17 protein-coding genes and 1 pseudogene are annotated in these 16,748 nt (G+C 63.5%); 5 read left to right on the top strand and 13 right to left on the bottom strand.

The features are described from left to right. Positions 1–8: 8 nt before the first annotated feature. The 7 genes and pseudogenes from sdhA to AAFG07_RS37790 form a co-directional block, all read right to left on the bottom strand. A complete protein-coding gene (sdhA, locus tag AAFG07_RS37760; protein ID WP_342724684.1) occupies positions 9–1,805 on the bottom strand; it encodes a succinate dehydrogenase flavoprotein subunit in 1,797 nt (598 codons plus the stop codon). A 104-nt stretch (positions 1,806–1,909) separates the two neighbouring features. Beyond that, a complete protein-coding gene (locus AAFG07_RS37765; protein ID WP_342724685.1) occupies positions 1,910–2,911 on the bottom strand; it encodes a mandelate racemase/muconate lactonizing enzyme family protein in 1,002 nt (333 codons plus the stop codon). A gap of 54 nt (positions 2,912–2,965) precedes the next feature. Continuing rightward, positions 2,966–3,394 carry a cupin domain-containing protein gene (locus AAFG07_RS37770; protein WP_342724686.1) on the bottom strand — a complete coding sequence of 143 codons (429 nt, stop codon included), beginning with the start codon at positions 3,392–3,394 and terminating at the stop codon, positions 2,966–2,968. A gap of 35 nt (positions 3,395–3,429) precedes the next feature. Then, entirely contained in the window at positions 3,430–3,855 is a 426-nt protein-coding gene (locus tag AAFG07_RS37775; RefSeq protein WP_342724687.1) for an OsmC family protein, read from the bottom strand. A 62-nt stretch (positions 3,856–3,917) separates the two neighbouring features. Further along, positions 3,918–4,807: pseudogene (locus AAFG07_RS37780) on the bottom strand (enoyl-CoA hydratase/isomerase family protein). A gap of 20 nt (positions 4,808–4,827) precedes the next feature. Continuing rightward, positions 4,828–6,093, bottom strand: coding sequence for an epoxide hydrolase (locus AAFG07_RS37785; protein WP_342729361.1), 1,266 nt, complete (start codon positions 6,091–6,093; stop codon positions 4,828–4,830). A 112-nt stretch (positions 6,094–6,205) separates the two neighbouring features. Continuing rightward, the gene (locus tag AAFG07_RS37790) at positions 6,206–7,258 is read right to left on the bottom strand and encodes an alpha/beta hydrolase (protein WP_342724688.1); all 1,053 of its coding nucleotides are present in this window, start codon (positions 7,256–7,258) and stop codon (positions 6,206–6,208) included. A gap of 320 nt (positions 7,259–7,578) precedes the next feature. On the opposite strand from AAFG07_RS37790, the gene AAFG07_RS37795 reads away from it, so the two are divergent. The 5 genes from AAFG07_RS37795 to AAFG07_RS37815 all read left to right on the top strand — a co-directional run bounded on the left by AAFG07_RS37795 (position 7,579) and on the right by AAFG07_RS37815 (position 11,443). Next, the gene (locus tag AAFG07_RS37795; RefSeq protein ID WP_342724689.1) at positions 7,579–8,292 is read left to right on the top strand and encodes a type 1 glutamine amidotransferase domain-containing protein; all 714 of its coding nucleotides are present in this window, start codon (positions 7,579–7,581) and stop codon (positions 8,290–8,292) included. A gap of 93 nt (positions 8,293–8,385) precedes the next feature. Then, positions 8,386–9,231 carry an enoyl-CoA hydratase/isomerase family protein gene (locus AAFG07_RS37800; protein ID WP_342724690.1) on the top strand — a complete coding sequence of 282 codons (846 nt, stop codon included), beginning with the start codon at positions 8,386–8,388 and terminating at the stop codon, positions 9,229–9,231. Between the two features lie 56 nt (positions 9,232–9,287). After that, positions 9,288–9,710: a heme-binding protein gene (locus AAFG07_RS37805; RefSeq protein WP_342724691.1), complete on the top strand. Its 423-nt coding sequence runs from the start codon at positions 9,288–9,290 to the stop codon at positions 9,708–9,710. Positions 9,711–9,734: 24 nt separating this feature from the next. After that, entirely contained in the window at positions 9,735–10,310 is a 576-nt protein-coding gene (locus AAFG07_RS37810) for a VOC family protein (protein WP_342724692.1), read from the top strand. A 125-nt stretch (positions 10,311–10,435) separates the two neighbouring features. Next, positions 10,436–11,443 (top strand): alpha/beta hydrolase, encoded by a 1,008-nt coding sequence (locus AAFG07_RS37815; protein ID WP_342724693.1) that lies wholly within the window; start codon positions 10,436–10,438, stop codon positions 11,441–11,443. A gap of 789 nt (positions 11,444–12,232) precedes the next feature. Here the strand turns inward: AAFG07_RS37815 and dhaK are convergent. The 6 genes from dhaK to dhaL form a co-directional block, all read right to left on the bottom strand. Next, a complete protein-coding gene (dhaK, locus tag AAFG07_RS37820) occupies positions 12,233–13,216 on the bottom strand; it encodes a dihydroxyacetone kinase subunit DhaK (RefSeq protein ID WP_342724694.1) in 984 nt (327 codons plus the stop codon). A 133-nt stretch (positions 13,217–13,349) separates the two neighbouring features. After that, entirely contained in the window at positions 13,350–13,772 is a 423-nt protein-coding gene (locus AAFG07_RS37825) for a hypothetical protein (RefSeq protein WP_173643818.1), read from the bottom strand. After that, positions 13,765–15,384: a phosphoenolpyruvate--protein phosphotransferase gene (gene ptsP, locus AAFG07_RS37830; protein ID WP_342724695.1), complete on the bottom strand. Its 1,620-nt coding sequence runs from the start codon at positions 15,382–15,384 to the stop codon at positions 13,765–13,767. The genes AAFG07_RS37825 and ptsP overlap by 8 nt, the downstream gene beginning before the upstream one ends. Before the next feature lies 1 nt (position 15,385). Continuing rightward, positions 15,386–15,697, bottom strand: a complete 312-nt coding sequence (locus AAFG07_RS37835; RefSeq protein WP_342724696.1) for an HPr family phosphocarrier protein — start codon at positions 15,695–15,697, stop codon at positions 15,386–15,388. Between the two features lie 22 nt (positions 15,698–15,719). Beyond that, entirely contained in the window at positions 15,720–16,112 is a 393-nt protein-coding gene (gene dhaM, locus AAFG07_RS37840; protein WP_092118687.1) for a dihydroxyacetone kinase phosphoryl donor subunit DhaM, read from the bottom strand. Next, positions 16,109–16,732, bottom strand: a complete 624-nt coding sequence (dhaL, locus tag AAFG07_RS37845; RefSeq protein ID WP_342724697.1) for a dihydroxyacetone kinase subunit DhaL — start codon at positions 16,730–16,732, stop codon at positions 16,109–16,111. Before dhaL ends, dhaM begins: the two co-directional genes overlap by 4 nt. Positions 16,733–16,748: the final 16 nt, after the last annotated feature.

Genomic DNA, 16,748 nt, shown 5'->3' on the forward strand with positions numbered 1-16,748 from the left:
GTCTCCATTCAATAAACCCGTTCCCTGGGCGGGATTGTCGCCACCTCGTTGGTGAGCGGCTGCAGATGCACTGGCCGGTAGTCGAGCCGGACGCGGCCGTCATCGTCAAGCCACGAGAGCGTGTGCTTGAGCCAGTTATGATCGTCCCGCTTGGGAAAATCCTCGCGCGCATGGGCGCCGCGGCTTTCGGTGCGGCCGATCGCCGAGCGCAGGCTGACATTGGCCTGCGCGAACATGTTGTCGAGTTCCAGCGCTTCGGCGAGGTCGGTGTTGAACATCATGGAACGGTCGGCAACGACGAGGTCGTCGCGCATTATGGTCAGCACGTCGTCGAGTTTGACCGCGCCGTCGCCGAGCAGTGAGCCGGTGCGAAACACCGCGCAATACCGCTGCATGGTCCGTTGCATCGCAAGCCTGATATCGCCGGCGCCGGTTTTGCCCCTTGACCAACGGATCCGGTCGAGCCTCGAAATTGCCCGGTCGGTGGCAGCCGGTGGCGGTGGCGGGTGTCCCTCATTCGGACGCAGCATCTCGGTTGCGCGATGCGCTGCCGCGCGGCCGAACACGATGATGTCGAGCAGCGAGTTGGAGCCGAGCCGATTGGCGCCGTGAACCGAGACGCAGGCGGCCTCGCCGATTGCCATAAGTCCCGGTACGGCGGCGTCCGGATCACCATCGCGCTTGGTGATCACCTCGCCATGCAGATTGGTCGGCACGCCGCCCATGTTGTAGTGCACCGTCGGCAGCACCGGGATCGGTTGGCGCGTCACGTCGACGCCGGCGAAGATCCGCGCGGTCTCGCTGATGCCCGGCAGGCGCTCATGCAGGATGTTGGCGCCGAGATGCTCCAGGTGCAGCTCGATGTAGTCCTTGCGTGGACCGCAACCGCGACCTTCGTTGATCTCGATCGTCATGGCGCGACAGACGACGTCGCGCCCGGCGAGATCCTTGGCGCTCGGCGCGTAACGTTCCATGAAACGCTCGCCTTCAGAATTGGTGAAATAACCACCCTCGCCGCGCGCGCCTTCCGTGATCAGGCAGCCCGAGCCATAGATGCCGCTCGGATGGAATTGCGTGAATTCCATGTCCTCGAGCGGCAGCCCGGCGCGCAGCACCATGGCGTTGCCGTCGCCGGTGCAGGTGTGCGCGGCGGTGCAGGAGAAATAGACGCGGCCATAGCCGCCGGTCGCGAGCACCGTGCGATGCGCGCGGAAGCGATGCAGCGTGCCGTCATCCAGGTTCCAGGCGAGCAGGCCGCGGCAAGCGCCGTCGTCGTCCATCAAGAGATCGAGTGCGACATATTCGACGAAGAACTCGGTGTTGTGCTTGACGCACTGCTGATAGAGCGTGTGCAGGATGGCGTGCCCGGTGCGGTCGGCCGCCGCGCATGTGCGTTGCGCCATCTGCTTGCCGAAGCCGATAGTCTGCCCGCCGAACGGCCGCTGATAGATCGTGCCGTCCTTGGTGCGCGAGAACGGCACGCCGTAATGCTCGAGCTCCAGCACCGCGGGCACAGCTTCACGGCACATATATTCGATCGCGTCCTGATCACCGAGCCAGTCGGAGCCCTTGACCGTATCGTACATGTGGAAGCGCCAGTCATCGCCGTCGCCCATATTGCCGAGGGAGGCGGCCATGCCGCCTTGCGCGGCAACGGTATGGCTGCGGGTCGGAAACACTTTTGTCACGCAGGCCGTCCGCAATCCGGATGCTGCCATGCCGAGAGCGGCGCGCATCCCGGCGCCGCCGGCTCCGACGATGACAACGTCATAGGCGTGATCGATGATTTCGTAGGCTTCCGTCATCGCTTCAGTTCCAGCGGCAGGCCTTGATGACATCGGGATCGGGGTCGATCCCCAGGCCCGGTCCCTGGGGCACATCAACCCGGCCCTCTTTCGTGTTCAGCCTATCACCGTAGATCGTCGTCTCCAGATCGAACCAACGCCATTCGATCATGGAATCGGCCGTTCCCAGCGCGGCGGTCGCATGAATCGCCGCCAACAGGCCGGGACCATCGTAGAAGGAGTGCGGCATCACCGGGACGTTGTGGATTGCAGCGAGCGGAAAGATTTTGCGAAGCGCGCTGATGCCCCCCCATCTTGGCCGGGCTTGGTTGGACGAAGTCCACAGCTCCTGCCGCGAGCAGGCGCTCGAAATCCATCAGCGTGTAGACATTTTCGCCGGCGGCGAGCGGGATGCCGGTGGTCCTTCTCAACGCGGCGAGACCGTCGAAATTCTCCGGCGGCCAGAGCGGCTCCTCCAGCCATTTCAGGTCAACCGGCCTGAGGTCGTCCGCCATTTGCCGCGCCTCATAGAGCGTCCAGGGACAATTGACGTCGAGTGTCAGCTCGATGTCGGGACCGGCTTCCTCGCGGGCGGCGCGAATGGCGGGAAATTCTATCTCATGAAGCTTGAGGGTACGAAATCCGGCGTCGATCGCCTGTCGAACGGCGGCGCGGACGAGCGAGGGCTCCGAATAGCGGACCAGGCTTGCGTAGCAGTCGAGTTGACCCGCACCACCGCCCAGAAGCCGGCAGAGCGGCGCGTTAGCGGCCTTGCCCGCGATATCCCAAAGGGCGATGTCGACCGCCGAGATGGCGAAGGCCAGCGCGCCGCCCCGTCCAAAGACGTGCAACTTCTTCTGAACGTCCAGCATCAGCGGTTCTATCCGCGTCGCGTCCTTGCCGATGCAAAGTGGCGCGATCAGTTGATCAATGGCGAGTTTGACGGAAGCGACTGCGCGGAAGCCAAAGGCCTCACCCCACCCCACCAGCCCGTGATCAGTCGTCACCTTGACAAGCAGCGAGTCCGCGGCCGGGAGGTTGCCGTCACCCCAGGCGGAAGAGGCGGATTTGGTTCCAGCCCTGAACGGAATGCGCAGTGGGATGGACTCGATGTCAGTGATGATCACTTTAAGGACCTCCAGCATTCGGCGGCACGATTGGCCGGACCGATCGAAAACGAGTCAGGCGTGCTGATGGCGCGGATCGTCGTGCGAGTCGTGATAATCGAGACCGAGTGGGCCGATCCCCGTAATCTGGGTGACGTATTCGCCGGATTTCGCCCAGTGGAAATGCCACGTTTCGCCGGGCAAAACGATAACGCTTCCCGGCGGATAGGCTTTCACCTTGTCACCGTCGAAGGTCTCGCCGAGCGCGATGTAAAACACCCCTGACATGACCGTGTAGATGCGATCTTCCGGATGCTTGTGCGGCATCAGCTTCGTGCCGCCGGGCGCCTTGACTCTTATGACGTAAGGACCGGGTTCGGTGGGATCGCCGACCACGACGGCCAGGCGAGCCCCCGGCGGAAACGCCGGAAATGGCTTCCAGTCGATGTCTTCGGGCAGGATCGCTCTGAAATCGGCTTGGTCAGGCTGATGATTGCGTGTCATCGTCGTTCTCCTGTTTGTGAAATCTCAGGTTCGGGTCAGCCGATCAACTTCGCGTCCAGTGTGATCGCGGCGTTGAGAACCTTGGACACCGGACAGTTCTTCTCGGCCTCGCCGGCGATGCGGGCGAACGCGGCCTCGTCGAGGTTCGGCACTTTCGCGCGCAACGTGAGTGCCGACTTGCTGATGCGGAATCCCTGCCCTTCCTGCTCGAGCGTGACGGAGGCCTCGGTCGAGAGCTCAGTCGGTGTGAAGCCCGCAGCCTGCAGACCGAAAGCCAGCGCCATGGTGAAACAACCGGCGTGGGCGGCGGCGACGAGTTCCTCGGGATTGGTGCCTTTCTCGTTCTCGAAGCGGGTCCTGAACGAGTACGGCGTTTGGGCGAGAACACCGGAATCGCTCGTGAGATGACCGCTCCCGGCGCGGCCCGTGCCGTGCCACACGGCACTTGCTTTGCGGATCATGTGCTTTTTCCTCACTCAAACCTGTTTGTTGATGCTTCTTCGCTGAGCGCTCGGCGACCTCGTCATCCTCCGAGTTGACCGACGTAGAAGCCGAGCCGATTTTCGACATCGCCAGGGCGATGGAAGCCACGGTCCATCAGCGACTTGATGCGCTTCTGGCTCGCCGGCCGCCCGAGCGCAGCAATGAACGCGTCCCATTCCGGCTTGATCTCCGCGTCGGGCGGCAGGCTCGCGACGTCGACGAGACGTTTGGTGTCGGCGATGGCCTGCTTGTCGAACGAAGCGATGCGCATCGCCAGTGCATCGACGAAGCCGTCGAGCTCGGCGTCAGGAAGGGACCGATTGACGTAGCCGTACCGCTCGGCGAGATCGCCATTGATGTCGTCAGCGCTGAGCAAGACCTCGAGCGCCCGGCCCCGGCCCATCAGTCGTGGCAATCGGGCCATCGGTCCTCCGCCTGGCACGAGGCCCGCGCCAACCTCCCACTGGGACAGGATCGCCTTCTCGCGGCTTGCGAACCGCATGTCGCTCGCGAGCGCGAGCTCGCTCCCGACACCGGTTGCGCGCCCCCTGATCGAAGCAATGGATACGACCGGAGCCCGGCTGAGGCGCACCAGCATGTCCGGTAGAGCCTGCAACCCCGTCGGTCCCGGCGGGATCTTGGCCGACTCCTCGAGCGGCGCCAAGAAATCGTAGTGCGTGATGAAGAAGCCATCGACAGCGCTGTTGAAGACCACGACTTTGACCTGCTCGTCTCTCTCGATGGCCGTGATGATCTCGCCGAGTTGCACCGTCTCCTTCGGTCCGATGATGTTGACCGGCGGCAGGTCGAACGTGACCCGCCAATATGACGGCAAGAGCCGCTCGACTCGGATTTCCCGGCTGGAGAAGGTTCTTTCGGGACGATTCATGATGGGCTCCTTGATCCGGAAAGATGCGCGAGCCGATCCAATCGGCTCGCGCTGGTTCCGCTCAAATTGATTGGCGCAGCGAGCGGAAAGCGGCACGCATTTCCGCGCTGAACAACTTGGGCTGCTCCCAGGCGGCGAAGTGGCCGCCCTTGTCGAGCTTGTTGTAATAGATGAGTTTGGGATATGCTCGCTCTGCCCAACTGCGCGGGGCCGCATAGATTTCGTCGGGGAAGGCGCTCACAGCGACCGGGATCTTGACGCCCCTGACGTCGAAGAAGCCTCCTCCCGTTGAAATCTGCGTGGTGTCCCAGTAGAGGCGCGCCGAGGAGATCCCGGTGTTCGTCAACCAATAGAGCGTGACGTTGTCGAGGACGTCGTCCCGAGTGAGCCCCTCGGTCTTTCCATCGAAGACGCGTGAGATCATGCCGTAACTGCGGATGTCGTGATCAAGCATCCAGGCGGCGAGGCCGACCGGCGAATCGGCGACTCCATAAAGCGTCTGTGGCCGGTTCGACATTTCCTGGGCGTAGGCCAGGCCGTGCCTGTAGAAATCATCGAGTTGGTCCCACGCATGCTTCTCGTCGGCCGTGAGGCCGGAGGGCATCGCTCCGCCGACCGAAAGAGCTTTTGAAACATCGGCAGGAACCGTGGCCGCCATGTTGGTGTGAATACCGAGCAATCCCGGCGGCTGCTGCAGCGCCATCACCTCCGAGACCGCGTTCCCCCAATCTCCGCCCTGCGCCACGTACCGTGTGTAGCCGAGGCGTTGCATCAACGTCGCCCAGGCGCGAGCAATGGTGACGGGGGTCCACCCGGGCGCGGTCGGCTTGCCCGAAAAGCCGTGGCCCGGCAGCGACGGTATCACCACATCGAATGCGTCGGACGCGGTTCCGCCATGGGCCGTGGGGTTGGTCAATGGATCGATGATCTTCAACTGCTCGATGATCGAGCCGGGCCAGCCGTGGGTCACGATCATCGGCAGCGCATTCTCGTGTTTTGAGCGAACGTGAATGAAATGAATGTCGAGTCCATCGATCTTAGTGACGAATTGCGGCAAGGCGTTGAGCCGCGTCGCGACTTTCCGCCAGTCGTAGTCCGTCCCCCAATATCGGGCGAGCTGCTGGATGGTCGTGAGCTGCACGCCTTGGGACGCGTTGGCAACTGTTTCGCGATCCGGCCAGCGCGTCGCCAGGACGCGTTTGCGCAGGTCGACAAGCTCGTCGTTAGGAAAGTTGACGTGGAAGGGGCGAATCTCTTCGTCTTTGGTCGCGGCAACGGCGGGATGCGCCGAAAGGAGGCTAGCCGCGCCTGCTGACGCGATACCCATCGCCGCGGTGGTGAGAAACTGGCGGCGATCCTGCTCGAGGGCGGCTGCCTTCTGGGCGGACTGATCGACTGGATATTTCATGGCGTTTGCTCCTGACGTTGGTAGACGCGTGTCAGCTTCGGCTGACGTCGATAACAGCTTGTGCGAAGGCTTCCGGTGCCTCTTGAGGCAGATTGTGACCTATGCCGCCCGTCACGAGACGGTGCAGATACTTGCCCGAGAACTTCTTGGCGTAAGCGGCCGGATCCGGATGTGGCGCGCCGTTGGCGTCGCCTTCGAGAGTGATGGTCGGTACGCCGACCTGGGGCCCTGCGGCTAATTTCGCCTCCAACGCATCGAGGCCTGGATCACCCTGGGCGAGCCCGAGCCGCCACCGATAATTGTGGATCACAATGTCGACGTGGTCCGGATTATCGAAGGCTACGGCGCTGCGAGCGAAGGTCGCGTCGTCGAACTGCCACTTGGGTGAGGCGAGCCTCCAGATCAGTTCGGCGAACTCGCGCCGATATTTTGCGTACCCCTCGCGACCGCGCTCCGTTGCAAAATAATATTGGTACCACCACTGCAATTCGGCCTTCGGAGGCAAGGGCATCTTCCCAGCTTCCTGATTTCCAATGAGATAGCCGCTCACCGAGACGATGCCCTTGACACGATCTGGCCAGAGAGCGGCGACGATATCAGCAGTGCGAGCTCCCCAATCGAAGCCAGCTATCGTCGCTTGCTTGATCTTGAGCGTGTCCATCAAAGCAATGGCGTCGACCGCTAGTGCGGATGGCTGACCCGTCTTCGGAGTTTCGTTCGACAGAAAGCGCGTAGAACCATAGCCCCGTGCGTACGGGACAATGACGCGAAACCCTGCAGATGCCAGGCGCGGCGTCACCTCACCGAAGCTGTGAATGTCATAGGGCCAGCCATGCAAGAGAATGGCCACCGGCCCATCGACGGGACCTGCTGCGACGTATCCGACATTGAGCACACCGACATTGATCTGCTTCAGCGATGGTGAGGAGGAGTCGGGCGTCTCAGCCTGGGCCAGCTGGATTGGTCTGATCAGCCCCGCGTTCGCAACTCGAGCTTGGACGAATTGCGTTGTCGCAAGGGCGCCGGCGGCAGCCTCAAGAAATCGTCGTCGTCCCAGGAGGTTCCGTCCGCTTTTCCCGATCATATGCGTCACCCATCACTTGGTCAGTCTCGTATCGGAGCAATTGACGTCACGAGACGAGCATCAGTGAGCGAATACTGTTCGCCCGCAATGCCATCGACCATCGAACGTTCGGAAAGCGCGGCTCATATCAACGTATGAGTGATTTGCGCTCAATGGGTGAGTGAATAACGCCCCGCCTGCCCGCTAAAAACAGCACCACTCGCCTTCGCGATTTTTGCGATCACCTCGGCACAAGCCGCGAAGGGACGAGATGCGCCGGAGCATCTCCATGCGATGCCTGGTGACGCTTCGTTCAATGAACGCAAACAAAGGAGACAGCCATGAAGGTGCTGATGGTTATCACATCGCACGACCAACTGGGCAACACCGGGCGAAAGACGGGCTTTTGGCTCGAGGAGCTCGCGGCGCCCTACTACACTTTCAAGGACGCCGGCGTTGAGATCACACTCGCATCGCCAAAGGGCGGACGGCCGCCGCTCGACCCCAAGAGCAACGAGCCCGAATTCCGCACCGATCTTACGCGCCGCTTCGAGAAAGATGTGGCCGCAGAAGCCCAGCTCGACAAGACCGTTCGCCTCGACAGCGTCAGGCAGGAAGACTTCGACACCCTCTTCTACCCGGGCGGCCATGGTCCGATGTGGGATCTCGCCGAGGACAAGCACTCCATCAAGCTGATCGAGTCGTTCATCGCCGCCGGCAAGCACATCGGCATCGTGTGCCACTCCACGGGCGCGCTTCGTCACGTCAAGGCGCCCGACGGGAAGGTGCTGGTACAGGGCAAGGAAGTCACCGGCTTCACCAACGGCGAAGAAGAAGAGGTCGGTCTCACCCACGTCGTGCCCTTTCTCGTCGAAGACGAGATGCTGAAACTGGGCGCCACCTTCTCGAAGACGGCGAACTGGACGCCGCACGTGGTCAGCGACGGCCTGCTCATCACGGGACAGAACCCGCACTCCTCGGGCCCGGCCGCGAAGACGCTGATGGCGGCGGTGAAGCAGAAGACCAAGCCGGCCGTCACCGCCCGGGCTTCGTAGGAGCAATATCGACCGGAGAGGCGCCTTTGTTTTGCGCCTCTCCTCACCGCAACACAGTTTGATGCCGTCGCGGAAGCGATGATGGAGGCTCCGATGCACGCAAGGACAGAGAAAAAGCAGATCCAGCTCACCCGCGCGTCGGGCGCCTGCTGGCGAATTGCATTCGACAATCCGCCGCTGAATGTCATGGGCCCGCAATTCGTTCGCGAGTTCCGGGAGATCGTCTCGGCCATCGAGGCCGACGAGCACCTCAAAGTCGTGATCTTCGAAAGCGCGGTCGACGGATTCTTTCTCAACCACAGCGATTTCCATGCCGACTTCAAGGAGCTGACCAGCATGCCTCAGGGACCGACCGGGTTGGAGGCATGGCCGGACGCCCTCGTCCGCCTGACGCGCGCGCCCGTCGTGTCGATCGCGTTGATCCGCGGCCGCGCCACAGGGAACGGCAGCGAGCTGGCGCTGGCCTGCGACATGAGCTTTGCGAGCCGCGAGAAGGCGGTGCTGTCGCAATGGGAGGTAGGCGTCGGCTTGGTCGCCGGCGGAGGCCCGATGGCGCGACTGCCGGGGCTCATGGGCCGGCAACGCGCGCTTGAAGTTCTCCTCAGCTCCAACGACATCGGCGGCGACCTCGCCGAAGCCTATGGCTATGTGAACAGGTCGTTGCCAGACTGCGAGCTCGGCGGCTTCGTCGACGCGCTGGCGACGCGCATCGCCTCATTCGACAAATGGGCGATCGCGAACACGAAGCGGCTCGTGAATGCCGCCAGCCTTCCTCCGGATGTGGAGATCGCAGCCGGCTGGGAGGCCTGCATGGCCTCGATCCCCCGTCCGGCCGCGCAGGACAGGCTGAAGACGTTCTTCGCGCTGGGATTTCATCAGCCCGGCGACGCCGAAGATCGCCTTGGATCTTTTTTGGAGCGGCTCGGCCAGGGCGCCTGAACAACGCCGGCCCCAGTTCCCCTTGAACGCAACATCAGACAGAGAGGACATCAGCCATGGACTTACTTGCTCTTGCCAAAAATATCGCAGACCGCGTCGAAGCGCAGTCGGCGCGCGCAAAGGTGCCGGTTGCCGTTTGCGTCATGGATATTCACGGCAACATCGTGCTCAAGCACCGCATGAACGGTGCGCCGGCCTTCTCGATCGAAATAGCGGAACGCAAGGCCTACACATCCGCGCTGGTCGGGCTTCGCACGGCTGACATCTCTCCACTCGTGCAGCCTGGGCAGGAGCTCTTCCCCCTGATGGGTCTCTCTGGTGGGAGATTTTGCTCCATGGGCGGCGGCGCGCCGCTTACCAGCGATGGACAATTGGTCGCCGGCGTCGGCGTCAGCGGCGGCACCGTCGCGCAGGACGTAGCCATTCTCGAAGGGGCACTTCGGGATGCCGGGACGCCTGCCCTCGCCGCGGCATCGTGACGCCAGGTATCCAGGGAGTTGGACATGACCATCACTGAGTTGCAGGAAAGGCCCGCAGCCGAAACCTTTCGCGCGGGCACGATCGAGATGAAGCTCGAAGTCGTCGTCATCCCGGTCTCGGACGTCGATCGCGCCAAGCGCTTCTACAGCGACCTCGGGTGGCGCCTCGACATCGACTACATCGACGGCGCCGACTACCGGGTGATCCAGTTCACCCCGCCCGGCTCCGGATGCTCGGTCATCTTCGGCAGGAATGTCACCACGGCTTTGCCGGGCTCGGTGCAGGGATTGCACCTGATCGTTTCCGACATCGAGGCTGCCTGCGCCGACCTGCTCGGCCGCGGCATCGCGATCGGCAAGCCTTTCCATGACCCCGGCGGCATATTCCACCATGCCAACGCGAAAGGAGTGGTCGCCGGCGCAAATCCGCAACGAAAGAGTTACGCCTCGTACGCGTCGTTCAGCGATCCGGACGGTAACGGCTGGGTGTTCCAAGAGGTCACAGCACGACTGACCGGACATATCGAGGCGAGCGACACAAGCTTTACTCCCGAGCTGACGAACTTCGTCCGGCGTGCGGATGCGCTTAAACGCACTTGAACCTCGTAAGATGGCATGAAGCGCCAAATCGTCGAGCAACGGACGCCTTCGAACACACGCCGGGAATTTGTGTGGCCGCAACCGATCACGCAATGGTGTGGCCTAATTAAAGTCGTGGAGAATCCATGTCCCGCCCTTCATCGTCGTCCAGATCATCAATGCCCGCGCATCATCAAGGTTCGGTCGACGCAACGCGACGCGCGATGCTGGCAGGGAGTGTTGCAGCCGTGAGTCTAGGAACTCCTTTATCAGCCCAAGCGTCGGTGCCGCAGCCCTCGACGGAGACAAAGCACAAATGGGTCCGCGCCGACGGCGTCGACGTCTTCTATCGCGAAGCCGGTCCCGCTGGGGCCCCCATCTTGCTCCTGTTGCACGGCTTTGCGAATTCTTCCTTCTACTTCCGTCACCTGATGCCAAGACTTGCAGACCGATTTCGACTGATCGCACCAGATTTGCCGTCGTTGGGCTTCACACAAGTCCCGGCCGAGCGGAACTATCGCTATGACTTCGAATCCCTCTCCCGCACGATCACGGCATTCGTCGACGCTCTGGAGCTCAAGCACTACTTCCTGTACGTCTTTGATTACGGTGCGCCAGTCGGTTGGGATCTGGCGCTGAAATATCCGGATCGTGTTGCCGGGATCATCAGCCAGAACGGCAATGCCTATGTCGAAGGCCTGAGGGACGAGGCCTGGGATCCGTTACGAGCCTATTGGGCCAGCCCGAGCCCGGACAAGCGCGAACCCATCCGCGCCCGCATGACGCTCGATGGAGTCAAGGCGGCTTATTTCCACGGCGTGGCCGATCCATCCAGCATCGAGCCGGAGTCTTATACGCTCGATGCAGCGATCCTGGCCCGGCCGGGAAATGCAGATCTCCAGATCGACCTCAAGCTGGACTACAAGCGCAACATCGAACGCTATCCGCTCTATCAGGCTTTCTTTCGCCAGCGGCAGCCGAAGCTGCTGGCCGTATGGGGAAAAAAAGATCCATTCTTCGCCCCTGAGGGCGCTGAGGCATTCCGGCGCGATCTTCCGGCCGCACGTATCGTTCTTCTGGATACGGGTCACTTCGCGCTCGAGACAGAAGGCGGCACGGTCGCCGACGAGCTTAGGCGCTTCTTGCTGGACTGATAGAGGGTGCTGCGCGCGCGGGGAATTCATACCCCTGAGACCTCGCCCACACACCCTAGGCGGCCAACCTACGTTCCGCTTCTCCCTCCTCTAAGTCGGCGCCCGAAGCCCTTTTCAGAAAGCGGGCCTTGACCATGACGTTCCTTCATTCCGGCCGAACCCTTCGCGTAAGCGAGACGTAAGCAGTCGACGCGACCGAAGACATGGTGGAGATCGTATCCGTGATCTCTGCGGTCGCATCGGCGTCGGTCTCACGCCTAGCGCAACCGAGTCGATCCCCGAAGTCGTCCAGCACGAGGTAAGTGTCTCAGGGCACAATCGATGGGGTACGCATGACAAGACCTTCCCTTGAGCTCTCGATATTACGTTAGGTCGACCTCGCCGGGATTTCGAGTCAGAGCGGGTTCGATTCCGGTCGGGGCGATTGTGGAGACCGGAACGGTAGGGGCGTTCCTGCTGCCAGGCAGCCTGCTGTTTATTTTTGCCAGCCAATACCGCGCGTGAGTGTGCTGGTATTCCTGCTGGTATTGGTCGTAATCGACGATGAAAATTGCTTTACATTCAGATGGTTAAATGGCCAATCGGCTATCGGCCAGGGGCACCACGCTTCGCCCTTGCGGGCTTCGCGTGGCGCAGCCGCGCCAAGACCGCAAAGGCGAAGCGTGTCCGGCGAAGCTCGAGCGACGCGAGAGCGAAGACGGACGGCCTCATTTCGGGTATGGGCCCGCGGATTCCAATATCAGTCCTTTTGAGCTGCGCCGACATACATGCGGTCGACAGCGGCGGCGATCACCATTTCAATGCGGCTGTGCGCACCGGGGCGTCCCACAGCGCCGACGTCTCGGCATCGAGCAGGCTCACGGTGAGCGAGCAACCGGCCATATCCAGCGAGGTGACGTAGCTGCCCACCAGCGAGCGGGCGATGCGCAGGCCGCGCTGCTCGAGCATGCGGCGCGCCGCGTTGTACATCAGATAGAGCTCGATCGTCGGGGTGCCGCCGAAGCCGTTGACCAGCAGCAAGGCCTCGGAGCCTGCGGGCGCGGCGAGATCGTCGGCAATGGCGGTCGTCATTTCCGATGCGATCGCGTCGGCCTCCGCGAGCTTGACGCGGCGGCGACCCGGCTCGCCGTGGATGCCGACACCCATCTCCATTTCGTCCTCGCCGAGCGTGAAGGTCGGGGTGCCTGCGGCGGGGACGGTGCAGCTGGTCAGCGCCACACCCATCGAACGCGTCCGCGCGTTGACGCGCTCGCCGAGCGCCACGCAGGCCTTGAGATCGGCGCCTTTCTCGGCGGCGGCGCCGACGATCTTCTCGACGATCAAGGTGCCGGCGACGCCGCGGCGCCCGATACTGTAGGTCGATTTCTCGACCGCGACATCGTCGTCGGTCACGATGGTGGCGGTGCGGCCTTCGGCGATCTCGGCCGCCATCTCGAAATTCATGCGGTCGCCCGCATAGTTCTTGACGATGAACAGCACGCCGGCATCGCCCGCGACCGCCTGCGCGGCCTCGACGATCTGGTCGGGCGTCGGCGAGGTGAACACTTGTCCGGGACAGGCCGCATCCAGCATGCCGTAGCCGACGAAGCCGGCATGCAGCGGCTCATGCCCGCTGCCGCCGCCAGAGACCAGCGCGACCTTCCTGCCGTTCAGCTCGCGGCGGCGAACGAATTTGCGCTCGGCGCCGAGCACGACCAGATCGGCATGCGCCGCGGCGAAGCCGTCGAGGCTTTCGCCGAGCACATTGTCGACCGCATTGATGAACTTCTTCATTGTGTCCTCCCCGCTTCGTCCAAAGCTTCGTTCCGATCAATCGGAACGAAGCTCCAGGTTGTTGTTTTGACGCGTTTTCTTCACGCGAACCGGTATCCACTTCGCTCGAAAACGCTTTGGTTGGCGTTTTCGCCTATTTTTCCCGCATGATGCCGATCAGGCGCCGCGTGAATTCCTGCAACAGCGCGTCGAGCTCGGCGTTGCGCTTGGCGCTGCCGAGATCCGGCAGATGCAATGTCAGCGTCCGCTCGTGCGAGCCTTCGCTCAGCCGGCCGACGCGGCGCGGATGCGCGCGCGCATAGGCGCGCAAGAAGGCGGTCTTCGCCTGCGGCGGAAAATGGCAGACATCGAAGATCGTGTTGAGATGCTGCACCGGGATCGGCACCGGATAGGCCGGATTGCTGATCTGGCTGACGAAGCTGCGGTTCTTGCCGATGGCATGGGCGAGGCGCAGCCGCATGCCGGACGGGCGGCTCTCCAGCACTTCCTTGAAGATGCGCTTGTAGACCGCAACCGCGCCGGCTTCGGGCGCTTCATCGGCCGCCGCGTCAGCCAACACTGCCTCCGCTGCTCAGCCGGTCGATGGTCTGCTTGATCTGCGCCAGCGCCGATGGGTTCACGGACAATTCGCGCAGGCCGCAATTCAGAAGCGCGGGAAGGCAGCGCGGATCACCTGCCATGTCGCCGCACAGGCTGACACTGACGCCGGCGCGGCGGCCGTGCTCGGCGGTCCGCGCGATCAGTTCGAGCACTGCGGGATGCAGGGGGTCCATCAGGGGCGCGAGAGCTCCGTTGGAACGATCGCAGGCCAGCACATATTGCGCGAGATCGTTCGAGCCGATCGAGAAAAACGACGCCTTGAAGCTCGAGACCGCCAGGGCCGCCGCCGGAACCTCGACCATGATTCCGAGTTCCGGGAGCATTGCGGCAATGCCGTCCGCCTGCAAGTGCTGCACGATGCCGGCGAACAGCTTCCGTCCCGCCTCAAGCTCGTCCGCCGACGTCACCATCGGGAACATGACCTTGAGATTGCCGCGCACCGCGGCACGGGCCAGCGCGCGGAGCTGGACGGCAAAGATCTCCGGCCGGGCCAGGCACAGCCGCAAGCCACGCACGCCGAGGAACGGATTGGCCTCGCCGTCGAATGTGAAGCCGGGCACCGGCTTGTCGCCGCCGGCATCGAACGTGCGGATCGTGACCGGCCGCTGACCGGCCCAGCGCAATACCGCGTCGTAGGCCTGGAATTGGGTCTCCTCGTCCGGCAGGTCGCTCCGCCCGGCGAGCAGGAATTCGGTCCGCATCAGGCCGATGCCGTCGGCATATTGCGCGTCCGCATCATCGAGGTCGTCGACCCGCTGGATATTGATCAGGAGCTTGACGTGTTCGCCGCGCCACGAGGCCGTCGGCCGCCGCAGGATCGCGCGCGCGGATGCCCTGCTCTTGCGATGGCTCTCGCGCCGCTTCTCGAAGATCCGCACCTGCTCGGCGCTGGGATCGAGCTCCAGCGTCGCGCCTTCGCCGTCGAGCAGCGCGGTGGCGCCGGCATGAGGAATAGCACCGAGCTGCACGACCATCGGAATGCCGCGCGCCCGCGCCAGCATCGCGACGTGGCTGGTCGGACTCCCATGCAGCAGCGCCAGGCCGCCGCCGCCGGACCAGTCGATCTCCAGGAAGCGCGACGGCGGCAGGTCGTCGGCACAGACGACGCCTCCGCTCGGGATCTTGAGCGGCTCGCCCTCGTCGCCGCGCAGGATGTGGACCACGCGGTCGCGCAGGTCCGCAAGGTCCGACGAGCGCGCCTGCAGATACTCATCCGCCGCCGAATTGTACTCCGCGATCTGATCGTCGAGCGTCGAGCGCCATGCGACATCGGCCGGACGCCCCTCGCCGATCGACGCGAAGATCGCCTCGATCAGATCCTCATCCTCCAGCAATGCGACCTGGAATTCGAGGATCTGCGCGGCTTCGCCGCCGGCGCTGGCGGCAAGATCGGCGATCTGCCCGCTCGCGAGATCGATCGCCTTGCGCAAGGCGAGCGCCTCCTCGACCAGCGTGCCGGCCACCCGCTCGCCGCCGGCGCCCGCATCGACGCGGACCAGCGGACCGTGGGCAAAGCCGATCGAGGCAGTCCTGCCGCGGTAAGCCGATCCTGCAGCGCCGCCCTGCATGCTAGCCTGCTCCATCCGGAAAATCGCTGGCAACCAGATCGACCAGAGCCGCGACGGCGGCCTCGGCGTCGATGCCGGAGGCCTTGATCTCGATCGTGCTGCCGTGCGCGGCGCGCATCGCCATGATCTTGGCCACGCTCTTGGCGTTGATCCACTCGGGCGCACCGGCGACCCGCACCGAGATCTGCGCCTGGAACTTCTTGGCGAGCTTGGTCAGCTTGACCGCCGGGCGCGCGTGCATGCCCACCGCATGCACCAGCCGCACATTGCCGGTGAAGATCTGTCCGTCCGCTTTATCAAGCATACTCATCATCCATCATCGCTTCGCCGACATCTCAATCGGCAGAGAGTTCTTCGGCCACGGCCTTGACCTGGGCCAGCGAGCTGCCGCCCGCTGCCTCGGTCGCCGCCATCACGGCGCCCTCGACGATCGGCGCGTTGCAGACGACAACGAGATCGCGCCGCGCGGGCTCCAGCATCTCCACCGCCATTTCGCTGTTGGTCTCGGCGCCGCCGAGATCGACCAGCACCGCGACACCCTTCGGCGACCAGGCGTCATTGATGGCGTCGATGATCAGCGGCACGCTGGTGCCCAATCCGCCGTCTGGATTGCCGCCGCAGAACGCCACCTTGACTTCGCTGCCGACCATCTGCCGCACCATATCGGCGGTTCCCTTGGCGATGTCGCTGGAATGCGAGACGATCACGATCCCCACGGTGTCGGTCATGCCCGTGCCTCCAGGCCCGCGCACACCGCCTGCACCAGCACGCAGCTCGACCGTGCGCCGGGATCGACATGGCCGACGCTGCGCGCGCCGAGGAACGACGCGCGTCCCTTGGTGGCCTGCATCGGCGCTGTCCGTTCGACCGCCTCGGTCGCGGTGGTGCGCACCCGCGCGATCAGATCCGGCTGGCCGGCTGCCGTCTTCAATGTCTCGAGCACGGGAACCAGCACATCCAGCATCGTCTTCTCGCCGACCTGCGAGCGGCCGCGCGCGCTTACCGCGTTCACGGCGCTGCCGAACACGTCGGCGAGATCCTCGGGCAGGTGCTTGTCGTGCGACAGCGCCTCGCCTGCGGCAAGAAAGAAGCTGCCATAGAGCGGCCCGGAGGCACCGCCGACCGTCATCACCAGGGTCTTGCCGATCATCTTCAGCGCTTCGTCGAGCGGCTGCGCCGAGATCGCATCGAGCTTGCCGAGCACGGCTTCGCAACCGCGCTTCATGTTGGTCCCGTGATCGCCGTCGCCGATCGCCTGATCGAGGCTGGTCAGCTCCGGCGCGCTGGCGATGACCTGCTCGGCGGCCGCCTTGACCAACGACTTCAATGTCTCTGATGGCACCGACATCTCCTCGATCCTCTCG

Source organism: Bradyrhizobium sp. B097 (assembly GCF_038957035.1).
In the GTDB taxonomy this organism is placed as follows: domain Bacteria; phylum Pseudomonadota; class Alphaproteobacteria; order Rhizobiales; family Xanthobacteraceae; genus Bradyrhizobium.